Here is a 12069-nt window from a genome sequence, read left to right on the forward strand (position 1 = left end):
GGCCATGAAGCGATTCATGGCCCGCTTTCAATACCCGTCCATTACATGCGTTTGACTGCGGGAGGGTTCCACTTGCCGTTCAACGCCTCGGGTTTCGGGCCGTACAAGCGCATAGTCAAGTTGAACGCGCCTTTGGGAGCGGGCAGCCAATTGGCCTCCAGGTCCTTGCCGGGGCTTTCGTTCTGGAAGTAGATATCCAGAGAGCCATTGGCATTGGTCTTGAACGGCATCCAGCTACTGACCGCAAAACGGTTGAGTGAATTGCCCACCTGAAACCCTTCCGGATCGTACAAGGTGATCGACCAAAAGGCGTTCACCGGTGGCACTTGATCTTTATCGAAATGCAGCACGTACTTGTTGGCCCCGTCGAGCGGCTTGCCCTGGTCATCGCCCAGGTTCAGCGGATAAATCGCGTCCTCGGGCAAGTTCGCCCCCAACCCGACCTGTGCCACGATCGCGCGCTTAAGGTAGTAGTTGCCATAGACGCCCATGGTGTCGGTGTTCATCGACCAGCCATTGACCACCCGAGCAAGGGTTGCCACTTTCCACTTCATCAGCGTCTGCGCTTCATCAGGCACCGTCTGCAGCGCAGCTTTCACGGCCGGGTCCAGCGCCTCAAAGCTGAACGATTTGCCCACTTCAATGCCGATGCGTTGCATCTGCGCCAGGATCGGCTGGTCGGTGAGATGTGGCGGATGCAATTTGAGCAGCTCGGCTGCGTAGGCAAAATATTGTGCTGCCGACATCGTATCGACCTGAATCTTCGGCGGGGTTTTCATGTCCACCGCCGGGTCGATTTTTACCGTGACCGGTTCCACTTTTTTACCCAGCTGCGACAACGGCGTCACCGTGTAGCCCGCCTGAATGCTGTGCACCGCCGCGTAGTCCGCTTCGCCGTCGGTCTTGGTACGACCGATGATCCAGACGAAAGGCGTCGGCGCCGGCAAATGGCTCAATCCGGCCGGAACCGTTCCGGTCCAGCCCGGCGGGGTTACCAGAAACTGCCTGGCCTGCGTGCCGGTCGTGCGCCAACCGGGCGAGGCAAATACGTCGCTCCACATGTCGAGCATCGGCAACAGATAAAAACGCCCCGCCGTGTCCGGCGCGGAAATCACCAATGGCTCCTTGGTCAAGTCGAGCCAGGCGATGGAATACAACGTATCGAAATTCGAGCGCACGACCCCTTTGAAATCCGCGGGCGGGTACTGCGGCACGCTCACAAACATGTTCATCGGGCCTTTACCAAACGCTTTGCCGGGTTCGATATTGGTGAACTGTTTGCGGGTGATGTCCATGGTCAGCAGCGGATAAAAATACAGGTAGGCGTCGACGCCAATGGCGTGCGCTTCTTCGGGTGTGACTTTCGGTTGAGCCTGGCTGGCCAGTGGGAAAACGGCAGCAGCCGCGAGGGTTAGAGCAACGGCTGTCAATGCTTGAGTAATCAACATTTAGGCGATCGTCCGTGCGTTGGGGAGCGCTGCCGGGTTCGGCAGGGCTTACGGAACTCTAGACGATCGATTCAGCCAGAATTGACAGGCGGACGGCCGGTTGTCGGGGTGTTGCAAGACTGAAACAACAAGGCGGGCGACTCAACGATCCGAGCGCAGCAGCGCCTCCAAGCCCCCTTCCAACGACAACACGCAGGACCGGTTACGCCCCGAATGCTTGGCCTGATACAACGCGGCATCGGCGCGTTCGATGAACACCTCAATGCTGTCGCGCCCGGTCGGTATAAATGCGTAACAGCCCAGACTGACCGTCACATAGCCCGTGGGCGAACCACTGTGGGTGATGTTCTTGTCCATGACGCTGCGGCGGATTTGCTCGGCAATCGCCAACGCGCCATGGATATCGGTGTTGGGCAGCAACACGGCGAACTCTTCACCGCCATAACGCACCGCCAGATCGGCCTTGCGATGGCAGCAACTCTTCAACGCTCGCGCCACCTCGGCCAGGCAATGGTCGCCGGCGACATGGCCGTAGGTGTCGTTGTAGCGTTTGAAGAAATCGATATCGAGCATGACCAGGCCCAATGAACTCAACTGCCGGGCCCCGCGCGCGAACTCGATGTCCAGTGCCCTTTCAAACAACCGACGATTGGCCAGGCCGGTCAGGCTATCGTGAGTGGCAATCAGCTCCAGCGCTTCTTGCGCCTTGCGTAAATCAGCCTCGATCCGCTCACTGTCGCGCACCTGATGGATGAACACCCAGCCAAACAGCCCAACCCCCAGGATCACCAGTGCCACGATGACGCTGGATTGAAACGCCGTGTCGTACCAGCCCTTGAGCACCGCGTCCCGTGAGGACGCTGCGGAAACCACCAGCGGATAACCTTCCAGTTGACGATAGCCGTACAGACGGACGATGCCGTCCACGATCGAACTGATCATTGCGTTGCCGGCCGGTGCGTTCGGCAGCAGCGTCTGAAAGATGTCGCCCTTGGCCAATGACGTGTTGATCAGCGACTCCACAAACGGCCGTCGCGCCAACAGTGTTCCGTCGGTCAGGGCCAAAAACATCGAACCCTTGTCATCGATGCTGAAGCTTTTGAAGAATTGATCGAAGTACGCCATCTTGATGCCGGCCAGCAATACGCCCTGAAACTTGCCGCTCTTGTCATTGACGCGCTTGGACACTGGAATGATCCACTCGCCATTCTGCCGACTGCGGATGGCCGGTCCGATGTGCACGACCGACGACACGTTTTGCTGGTGAAACTTGAAGTATTCACGATCGGCAACCCCCGCGCCCCGGGGCAGATCCTCGAACGACGTCACCACCCACTGCCCCTGCTTGTCGAACAGGAAAATCCCGTGCAACTGGTCCAGCGTCAGCACCCTGCGGGCAAAGGTTTTCTGCAAACGCGCCCGTTGTGCAGTGCCATAACCGTCGGTTTGAATCCAGTCCACCAGGCTGGTCAGCACCAGGTCGGCTTTCATGAAGGTGTCTTCAGCCTGCTGCGCCATGGCCCGGGTCAGGTTCGACGACGCCACTTGCGCCTCGTCCAGATCGTGGCGGCGCGACTGCTCCAGTTGCAGGTACAACAAAGCACAGAGGCACAGGCACACCGTCGCGATGAACAGCACCGAAGCTGTCAGCAGCGGTAATCGTTTCAACGTGCCGCCGGGGGCGTGATGCGGGTCGTGAAGGGGAATAGGCAAAGCTCGTCCTGTAAGGGTAAGGCGTGGGCGAAGGCCCAAAACCCTTATTTTTTGTGAGCTTAGTCTACGCCGTGGTGAGGGGCAATTGTCCTTTGGACAGACGCCGCATCGCACTGTCCAATTGTGCACGAGCACTTTGGGCATCGCCCAGGTTGCAACGCGGGCTGGTGGAGTTTTTGCGGGGAGAATTGACGGTCCTGTCGGCCTGAAAAGAATTGTCACGCTTGTATGGCTGGCATGACCCAAGGCAAGGCCCGGATGGCGCTGGAGGAGCTACGATTACTCTTACATCATGACAAGGAATCGAAATGAGTAAGGCAGACGAGCTCGCCACGAAGTTGAAACAAACCGGGTCTACCCGTGCCGATCAGGCGATCGACAGCTGGCCGAGCCAGGTTTATGACCTGTATCGCCAGATCGAGGTTTGGTTGCATCCGCTGACCGAGGTGGGTTTGGTCCTGCGGCGTAACCCCACTCATGTCATCGAGAGCCGTCAGGACGGGGAAACGTTCGACTATGCCATCGACCAACTGGTAATCGAAGGTAATCGCCACACCCTGACGTTCGACCCGGTCGCCCGCTTCACCACGGATGGCGAGGGGCGCATCGAGATTCACTCCAAAGGTAAAGAACTCGCCCTGTTGCGCACAGTGGATGAGCACGGCGAGACGCATTGGTGGCTGCAGACGATTGAGCAGTCCGGTGAACAAGCCGATGCGGTGGCATTAACAGAACACATCTTGCTGACGGCAGTGCAAGACGGCCTGGAACTCTAGACCCGCGCGACATAAGGGGTCCAAGCCTAACATCCCTCTTCTTATTGCACACCCGGCCCCGACGCCACCACCGAACCCGCCGCCGCACGCAAATCCAGCGCCGGCACTGGCGCCGGCCGGTTCAGTGCCTGCAACACCGGCGCGTCATAACCATACACATCAGGCTTGAACGCCACTCGCCCGTCACTCTCCAGGTCCACCGTCCAGTACGCCAGCAACACCGGCACTTTCACGGGAAGCCGGATGTTCTCGGTCTTGCCGTTGGCCAATTGTTTTTGAATGCCGGCGCTGTTCCATTTCACCGGGTCGTTGAACAGCAGCTCCACCAGTTGCAGCGGGTTTTCGACCCGAATGCAGCCCGAGCTGGTTGCGCGGACAGTCTTGGCAAACAACTCGCGATGCGGCGTGTCGTGGAGGTAAATCGCATAGTCGTTGGGGAAGCGGATCACGACCTGGCCCAGCGAGCTATCAGGCCCGGCATCCTGACGCAGGGTCAGTCCGCGTGCATTGCTCCAGTCAACGGTCGACGGATCGAGCACATTGCCTGCTCGATCCAGTACGCGTATCCGGTTGCTGGCCAGGTAACCTGGATTGGCCTGAATTTTTGGTATCACGTCTTCCTTGAGGATCGTCGGCGGTACCGTCCAGGTCGGGTTAAAGGTGATGTAGGTAATCTGCGCCTGAAAAATCGGGGTATTGCGCGCCGTTTTACCCACCTGCACCCGGGATCGCCAGATCGGTCGGCCATCGCGGTACATCGCCACCTTGTAGCCGGCGATATCGACGATAACGAACGTGCCCTGCAGTTTATAAAGCAGCCAGCGCGCCCGCTCCATGTTCACCCGCACCTGGTCGATGCGCGCCTCAACCGGCACATTCAATGCCGCCAGGGTGGTCGCCCCCGCCATACCATCCGCGCCAAGGTACTGTTCGGTTTGATACTTCTTCACCGCCGCGGTGACGGCGCCGTCGTACTTCGTACCGCGGATCAATCGTGGGTCGAGAAAACCTGCCGCGACCATCCTCGCGCGCAACTGTGCGACAGCAGGCTCGTCCATGCCGGGTTTGAGCGAATGGTCCACCACCACTTTCGGCCAGCCACCCCGATCCCGAATACCGCGCAGTTGCGCCAACGCCTGACGCAAACTGACGTACACCGCCTCTTGTGGCGGTGCCTGGGCGAAAGCACTCGCCACGTCGTGATTATCGAGCGCAGCGAAGAAGGCGTTAATGTCGTTACGGGGATCGACGCCGTTCGAATCAAAATTCCAGTGATTGTCCAGCCGTGAAGGGTCGACCTTGCCGCGCCGTAATTGCAGCAGCGCGGTAATAAAAGTGTGGGTGGTGGCGATATCAAACGCTGCGCGCTGCTCAGTCGAGGCAGTCAGGGTTTGCACCGAGGGTTGAGTCCGGACAATTTCATCCACATGAAAATCCGCCGGGTTCAAACCGTCGGCCTGGAGGTTGTTCAAACTTTTGATCAACTGTGCGACATCGCTATCGTTGGTCCACGCCGCGCGATAGGCACGATGGGTATAAAAATCCATGACCAGACGACTGACATCCAGCCGCCGATAGCGCTTTGAAGTGAGCAAGGGCGGGAATGCGGTTTTCAATGGCGCAAGCGACGCCTGAATCGTTTGAGCGACGTTGTCGTCCGCTGCGGCGTCCATCACGGTGTTCGGTTCAGTTACCGACTCAATCGGCGAAGTTTCGGCGACTGCTGCACCGCTGATCAGAAAGCCCATAAAAAATACGCGGCTTATGACGAATAACCTTGTTAATTGCACCATGGATAATCCTTAATCTCCCGCATTCACTCGCTAGCTTCCCACGCACTGCTAGACTCGAACTTAACATGATGAGACATCTATATGGCGCTACTACGTTTTGGCCTTCCATTGGCGGCCCTGCTACTGACTGCAATGTCCGTACCATCAGCCTACGCCGATTCGCTGGCCGCCGCCCTCGTCAAAGCAGCGCCGGGTGCCGACGCAAAAGTCATTAACCTGGCCGTCCGCGCCTCACAATGCAGCATCGCTCAAGGCGCAGCCCCTGTCCAAAGGCTTGCGATCATCGACTATTCCCTGCCCTCCACCGAACAACGGTTATGGGTGTTTGACCTTAAAAAACGCAAGCTGCTGTTCCATGAACTGGTGGCCCACGGTCGAAACAGCGGCGAGAACATGGCCGTCAACTTCTCCAATCAAAACGAAAGCTTCGCCACCAGTCTCGGCTTGTACCGGACACAGTCAAGTTATGTCGGGCAAAACGGTTACTCGTTGCGCATGGAAGGCCTGGAACCCGGTTTCAACGACAACGCCTTTGACCGTGCGATCGTGATTCACGGCGCGCCCTATGTGAATCCAATGCTGGCCCGGGTCAATGGCCGGATTGGCCGAAGCCTCGGCTGCCCGGCAGTCAGGCCGGCGATTGCGCATCGGCTGATTGATTCGATGAAAGATGGGCAGCTGTTGTTCTCTTACTATCCGGATCAGCGCTGGTTGAAAACCTCTTCGTATATCAACTGCGGCAGTGGCACGGTCGCGTCGGCGTCAAAATCCACCCTCCGCAAGTAAACACCGCGTGAACCTGTCAAAACTGTAATCCCCTCCTCAGTCTTCTGAAAGGCAGCCCTCGTTAGTCTCGCCGTCAACTCCACGTTGACGGTCCGGGAACAACGGCATGCATTCCAACACCTCAAGACGCACTTTCGTGAAGGGCCTGGCCGCCGGCGGCTTGCTCGGCGGTCTCGGCTTATGGCGTGCGCCAGTCTGGGCCGTCTCCAGCCCCGGTGAACCTCAGGTCCTGGCGGGCAACGATTTCGACCTGTTGATCGGCGAAACCCCGGTTAATATCACCGGCAGCCCACGCACCGCCATGACCATCAACGGCGGCATCCCCGGCCCCCTGCTGCGCTGGCGTGAAGGTGACACCGTCACACTGCGGGTGAGGAACCAGCTCAAGGACGACACCTCCATCCATTGGCACGGCATTTTGCTGCCGGCGAACATGGACGGCGTGCCGGGATTGAGCTTCCACGGGATCGAGCCCGGTGGAATGTACGTCTATCAATTCAAGGTCCGGCAAAACGGTACTTACTGGTACCACAGCCATTCGGGCCTTCAGGAACAGTCCGGTGTTTACGGCCCGCTGGTGATCGACGCCAAAGAACCGGAGCCTTTCCAGTACGACCGCGATTACGTGGTGATGCTGACCGACTGGTCCGACGAAGACGCGGCCGGCCTGATGAAGACGCTGAAAAAACAGTCCGATTACTACAACTACAACAAACTCACCGTGGGTGACTTCATCCACGACGTCGGCGAAAAAGGTTGGGGCGAGACGGTCGCGGATCGAAAGATGTGGGCCGAGATGAAGATGAACCCCACCGATCTCGCCGACGTCAGTGGCGCCACTTACACCTTTTTGATGAATGGCCAGGCGCCGGACAGGAACTGGACCGGCGTATTCCGGCCCGGCGAGAAGCTGCGCCTGCGCTTCATCAACGGCTCGGCCATGACGTATTTCGACGTGCGCATTCCCGGCCTGAAAATGACCGTGGTCGCGGCGGATGGACTGCACGTCAAACCGGTGAGCGTCGACGAGTTTCGGATCGCTGTGGCGGAGACGTTTGATGTGATTGTCGAGCCGACGCAAGAGGCCTACACCCTCTTCGCCCAATCAATGGATCGCACCGGCTACGCCCGTGGCACGCTGACTTCGAAGGCGGGTTTATCCGCGCCGATCCCTGCGCTGGACCCTCGCCCGCGTGTAACCATGGATGACATGGGCATGGGCGGGATGGACCACGGCAGCATGGGCGATATGGCGGGCATGGATCACGGCGGCATGGCCATGCCGGGCATGCAATCTCATCCGGACACGGAAAAAGACAACTCGCTGGTGGACATGCAGGCCATGACCACCTCGCCAAAACTCGACGATCCGGGCTTGGGCCTGCGCAACAATGGGCGCCGGGTGCTCACCTATTCCGACCTGCGCAGTACCTTCGAAGACCCCGATGGCCGAGAGCCCGGTCGTACCCTCGAACTGCACCTGACCGGCCACATGGAGAAGTTCGCGTGGTCGTTCAACGGCGTGAAATTTTCCGACGCCGAACCGCTGCGCCTCAAGTATGGCGAGCGGGTCCGCGTGGTGCTGGTCAACGACACGATGATGACTCACCCCATCCATCTGCACGGTATGTGGAGCGACCTCGAAGACGAAAACGGCCAGTTCATGGTGCGCAAACACACGATCGACATGCCACCCGGCTCTCGACGCAGCTACCGGGTGACGGCCGATGCGCTCGGCCGCTGGGCCTATCACTGCCATCTCCTGTACCACATGGAAATGGGCATGTTCCGTGAAGTTCGCGTGGAAGAATGAGGCGCTACTCCATGACCCGACTTACCCCGATTTCCTTGGCATTCATAACGGTGAGCCTGACACTCTCTTCGGCCATGGCCGCCACCCACGACATGCAGGGCATGGACCACAGCCAGATGACCGGCATGGACCCCGGCCAGATGCAAAGCATGGACGAATTCCAGATGCAGCCCGCCGCACCGACCGAAAGTCGCACGCCGATCGCGGCGCTGACCGATGCCGATCGCGCTGCCGTATTCGCCAGCCCCGGCGGGCACAAGGTGCATGACTCTGCGCTCAATTATTACTTTCTCGCCGACAAACTCGAATGGCAGGACGCTGATGACGGCAGCGCGCTCGCCTGGGATCTGTCCGGCTGGGTCGGCGGCGACATCGATCGCCTGTGGCTGCGCTCCGAAGGCGAGCGCAGCAATGGCAAGACCGAGGACGCCGAAGTCCAGGCCTTGTGGGGCCATGCGATTTCCCCTTGGTGGGACGTGGTCAGCGGCGTGCGCCAGGACTTCAAACCCGGCGCCCCACAAACCTGGGCGGCCTTCGGCGTGCAAGGCATGGCGCTGTATAACTTCGAAGCCAAAGCCACCGCATTCATCGGCGAAGCCGGGCAAACCGCCGCCCGACTGGAAGGCGACTACGACATTCTGCTGACCAACCGGCTCATCCTGCAGCCGACCGCCGAACTGAACGTCTACGGCAAAAACGACCCGCAACGGGGGATCGGCTCAGGCCTGTCCAACACCGAAGCCGGCCTGCGCCTGCGCTATGAAATCCGCCGGGAGGTCGCGCCATACGTTGGCGTGACCTGGAACCGCACCTACGGCAAAACCACCGACTACGCCAGCGACGAAGGTGAGGATCGCAGTGAAGCACGTCTGGTCCTCGGGGTTCGGCTGTGGTTTTAAACCTCTTCACCCAAAACAACACTTTAATGAGGTCTTGCATGCGCACCATCAACATCACCGCTATCGCCGTCGGATTGCTGATGAGCACACTCGCTCAAGCGCACCCGAAACTGCTCTCCTCCGTCCCGACTGAGGGTGCGGAGGGCGCGTCACCGAACACCATCGAACTGCACTTCTCGGAAAACCTCATGACCCAGTTCTCTGGCGCAAAACTGGTGATGACCGAAATGCCCGGCATGGCCCACTCGCCCATGCCGATGAAGGCCAAAGTCAGCGGGGGCAGCGACCCGAAAACCATGGTCATCACACCACTCTCGCCACTGCCCGCCGGCACCTACAAAGTGGATTGGCGCGCAGTGTCATCGGACACCCACCCGATTACCGGCAATGTCACGTTCAAAGTGAAGTGATCGATGAGCGACTCGGTCAGCATTGCGCTGCGGTTTGCGTTGTACCTGGACTTGATGCTGCTGTTCGGGCTGGCGCTGTTTGGGATTTACAGCCTTCAGGGACGGGAGCGTTTGTCAGGGGTGGTGCTGCCGTTTTGGTCGTTGTTGACGGGGACGGCAGGGCTGGGGCTGTTGCTGTCCATCGTCAGCATGGTGGCGATGGCGAGCGCCATGAGCGGAGAGTCAGACCTCGCTGAACTGCGTCCGCACATCGAGATGATGGTGTTTGAAACGGATGTCGGATGGGCCTGGATCGTGCGCATCGTCGCGCTGGTTGTCTGTGGTTTGGCCGTGACGCTCAACCTCCGCGCGCCCGGCATGAGTTTGTTGATCGCCTCGATTGGCGGCGGTGTCGCCCTCGCCTCTCTCGCGTGGAGCGGACATGGGGCGATGGATGAAGGCAGTCGGCGCCACTGGCATTTCACCAGCGACATTCTGCATTTGTGGGGCGCTGGTGCCTGGCTGGGTGCGCTGGTGGCGTTTGCGTTGATGGCGAAGATCAATGCGTTGCAAACTGACGAGCGCATCAAAATATTGGCCCGTGCGGTTTCGCGGTTTGAAACGGCAGGTGCGCTGATCGTCGTGGTCATTACGGTGACGGGCGTTGTGAATTATCTGTTTATCGTGGGCCCGACACTGGATGACGTATTGCTCAGCACCTACGGGATTTTGCTGTTCATCAAAGTGGCACTGTTCGCCGGGATGCTGGTGCTCGCGGCGTTGAATCGCTTTCACCTCGGGCCATTTTTGGAGCGGTCGCTACGAGACGGTCAATATCAGGTCGCCGCCAATGCATTGCGGCGCAGCGTGTGGGTGGAATTGGCAGCGGCGGTATTGATTGTAGGTTTGGTGGCGTGGTTGGGGACGTTGAGTCCAGAACTGGCACTCAAACCCCAGAACAGCATTTAGTGTTTATGATGCGTTCGGGGACGGCTCTGCGTTATCGCTGGGCTGATGAGAATCCATCAAAAAAGTCCGAGAACAATGAAGAACATAAAAAGCACAATGATGCTCGGTGGTTTGTTCGCTCTATCGTTTGGCGTTCAGGCAGAACCTTCGCATCTGGACAGCATCATCCAGCAAGGCCAACTTCGCGTATGCACCACGGGTGACTACAAACCCTATACCTCCAAAGCCGAGGACGGCGAATACTCAGGCATCGACATCGCCATGGCCCGCTCACTGGCGGACAGCCTCGGTGTCAAAGTTGAATGGGTACCCACTACCTGGAAAACCCTGATGCCGGACATGCTGGCGGGTAAGTGCGACATCGGCATGGGCGGTATCTCGGTGACACTGGAACGGCAGAAAAAAGCCTTCTTCAGCACCACGCTGGACGTCGACGGCAAGATCCCGCTAGTGCGTTGCGACGATCAGGCGCTGTACCAAACCATCGAGCAAATCAACCAGCCTTCAGTGCGCCTGGTTGAACCGGCTGGTGGTACGAACGAAGCGTTTGTTCACGCCTTCCTGCCCAAGGCGCAATTGAGCCTTCACGACAACGTGAGCATCTTCCAGGAACTGCTGGACAAGAAGGCTGACGTGATGATTACCGATGCGTCGGAAGCGCTGTACCAGCAGAAACTCAAACCCGGTTTGTGCGCAGTGAACCCGAGCAAGTTTATGCAGTATGGGGAAAAGGCTTACCTGCTACCGCGCGACGACATCACCTGGAAGTTGTATGTCGATCAGTGGCTGCACCTGGCCAAGGTGACGGGCAGTTACCAAAAAGTCCTGAGTCAGTGGATAGCAACGCCCGAGACTAAATAACCCGCCAACTCCCCCCTGTAGCAGCTGGCGAAGCCTGCGTCCGACTGCGCAGCAGTCGCCCTCGCCTACCTACACGCCCTATCAGGCAAAACACAAAACGGCGGAAACACTTCCGCCGTTAGTTAATCGTCGTGCAACAACCCCGAACTGTACTCGCCGAAACTGTTACCAAGCGCACTGCCATGCACATTCATCTTGCTGGGGTTGTTGGTCGGCCCCGGGCCAAAACCGGCAGACGGCAGCGTGGCTTCCGAATATTCGCTATGGGTACTTGCACCCGAACAGGCGCTCAACAGCACTGCACCACCGACTAGCACAACTTTGAAGAGATTCGAGATCATTTTTCAGTTCCCTGTGGGATGGAGGGCGCGGTGATACGAGCTTGAGTTGTCATCCTAGGCTGCAATGTCGGTAGGGATTATGAAACTTTGCGGGGCGACAGCGTTGGTTCAGGAATCGCAGTTTTGGTCAGTTCAATGGTCGCAGAACGTTACAAAGCCAATCGCTTAACGGGTGACCCCATCCAGCCAAATGTCATCAGACGTTGCTAGCGGTGCTTTGCTCCACGCGAGCCATGAGCAATATGGATGGGCTGACGTCGCCCTTACTCTTTTCCGAGACA

At 58.7% G+C, this 12069-nt stretch carries 11 protein-coding genes; 7 read left to right on the forward strand and 4 right to left on the reverse strand.

Annotated elements, in window-relative coordinates:
• Window positions 1-41: 41 nt before the first annotated feature.
• Entirely contained in the window at window positions 42-1448 is a 1407-nt protein-coding gene (locus tag H8F22_RS03970) for a DUF1254 domain-containing protein (protein WP_027921625.1), read from the reverse strand.
• A 141-nt stretch (window positions 1449-1589) separates the two neighbouring features.
• Window positions 1590-3161, reverse strand: coding sequence for a sensor domain-containing diguanylate cyclase (locus H8F22_RS03975; RefSeq protein ID WP_194939776.1), 1572 nt, complete (start codon window positions 3159-3161; stop codon window positions 1590-1592).
• 308 nt (window positions 3162-3469) lie between these two features.
• On the opposite strand from H8F22_RS03975, the gene H8F22_RS03980 reads away from it, so the two are divergent.
• Window positions 3470-3937, forward strand: a complete 468-nt coding sequence (locus H8F22_RS03980; protein ID WP_027921627.1) for a hypothetical protein — start codon at window positions 3470-3472, stop codon at window positions 3935-3937.
• A 41-nt stretch (window positions 3938-3978) separates the two neighbouring features.
• Here the strand turns inward: H8F22_RS03980 and H8F22_RS03985 are convergent, their stop codons facing one another.
• Window positions 3979-5730, reverse strand: a complete 1752-nt coding sequence (locus H8F22_RS03985; protein WP_059181227.1) for a L,D-transpeptidase family protein — start codon at window positions 5728-5730, stop codon at window positions 3979-3981.
• Between the two features lie 81 nt (window positions 5731-5811).
• On the opposite strand from H8F22_RS03985, the gene H8F22_RS03990 reads away from it, so the two are divergent.
• The 6 genes from H8F22_RS03990 to H8F22_RS04015 all read left to right on the forward strand — a co-directional run bounded on the left by H8F22_RS03990 (window position 5812) and on the right by H8F22_RS04015 (window position 11447).
• On the forward strand, window positions 5812-6516 hold the full coding sequence (locus H8F22_RS03990; RefSeq protein WP_027921629.1) for a murein L,D-transpeptidase catalytic domain family protein: 705 nt from the start codon (window positions 5812-5814) through the stop codon (window positions 6514-6516).
• A 106-nt stretch (window positions 6517-6622) separates the two neighbouring features.
• Window positions 6623-8329, forward strand: a complete 1707-nt coding sequence (locus H8F22_RS03995; RefSeq protein WP_194939777.1) for a copper resistance system multicopper oxidase — start codon at window positions 6623-6625, stop codon at window positions 8327-8329.
• Window positions 8330-8340: 11 nt separating this feature from the next.
• Entirely contained in the window at window positions 8341-9228 is an 888-nt protein-coding gene (locus tag H8F22_RS04000) for a copper resistance protein B (protein WP_027921631.1), read from the forward strand.
• A 38-nt stretch (window positions 9229-9266) separates the two neighbouring features.
• Window positions 9267-9638, forward strand: a complete 372-nt coding sequence (copC, locus tag H8F22_RS04005) for a copper homeostasis periplasmic binding protein CopC (RefSeq protein WP_027921632.1) — start codon at window positions 9267-9269, stop codon at window positions 9636-9638.
• Between the two features lie 3 nt (window positions 9639-9641).
• Window positions 9642-10586 (forward strand): copper homeostasis membrane protein CopD, encoded by a 945-nt coding sequence (gene copD, locus H8F22_RS04010; protein ID WP_027921633.1) that lies wholly within the window; start codon window positions 9642-9644, stop codon window positions 10584-10586.
• A 75-nt stretch (window positions 10587-10661) separates the two neighbouring features.
• The gene (locus H8F22_RS04015) at window positions 10662-11447 is read left to right on the forward strand and encodes a transporter substrate-binding domain-containing protein (protein ID WP_027921634.1); all 786 of its coding nucleotides are present in this window, start codon (window positions 10662-10664) and stop codon (window positions 11445-11447) included.
• A gap of 122 nt (window positions 11448-11569) precedes the next feature.
• Here the strand turns inward: H8F22_RS04015 and H8F22_RS04020 are convergent, their stop codons facing one another.
• Window positions 11570-11788, reverse strand: a complete 219-nt coding sequence (locus H8F22_RS04020; protein ID WP_027921635.1) for a hypothetical protein — start codon at window positions 11786-11788, stop codon at window positions 11570-11572.
• Window positions 11789-12069: the final 281 nt, after the last annotated feature.

This window comes from Pseudomonas mucoides (assembly GCF_015461845.1).
Taxonomy (GTDB): Bacteria; Pseudomonadota; Gammaproteobacteria; order Pseudomonadales; family Pseudomonadaceae; genus Aquipseudomonas; species Aquipseudomonas mucoides.

Bases quoted from the DNA above. Each gene is read 5' to 3' on its own strand.
- H8F22_RS03970 (WP_027921625.1), bottom strand. From the start codon at position 1,448: ATGTTGATTACTCAAGCATTGACAGCCGTTGCTCTAACCCTCGCGGCT.
- H8F22_RS03980 (WP_027921627.1), top strand. From the start codon at position 3,470: ATGAGTAAGGCAGACGAGCTCGCCACGAAGTTGAAACAAACCGGGTCT.
- H8F22_RS03985 (WP_059181227.1), bottom strand. From the start codon at position 5,730: ATGGTGCAATTAACAAGGTTATTCGTCATAAGCCGCGTATTTTTTATG.
- H8F22_RS03990 (WP_027921629.1), top strand. From the start codon at position 5,812: ATGGCGCTACTACGTTTTGGCCTTCCATTGGCGGCCCTGCTACTGACT.
- H8F22_RS03995 (WP_194939777.1), top strand. From the start codon at position 6,623: ATGCATTCCAACACCTCAAGACGCACTTTCGTGAAGGGCCTGGCCGCC.
- H8F22_RS04000 (WP_027921631.1), top strand. From the start codon at position 8,341: ATGACCCGACTTACCCCGATTTCCTTGGCATTCATAACGGTGAGCCTG.
- copC (WP_027921632.1), top strand. From the start codon at position 9,267: ATGCGCACCATCAACATCACCGCTATCGCCGTCGGATTGCTGATGAGC.
- copD (WP_027921633.1), top strand. From the start codon at position 9,642: ATGAGCGACTCGGTCAGCATTGCGCTGCGGTTTGCGTTGTACCTGGAC.
- H8F22_RS04015 (WP_027921634.1), top strand. From the start codon at position 10,662: ATGAAGAACATAAAAAGCACAATGATGCTCGGTGGTTTGTTCGCTCTA.
- H8F22_RS04020 (WP_027921635.1), bottom strand. From the start codon at position 11,788: ATGATCTCGAATCTCTTCAAAGTTGTGCTAGTCGGTGGTGCAGTGCTG.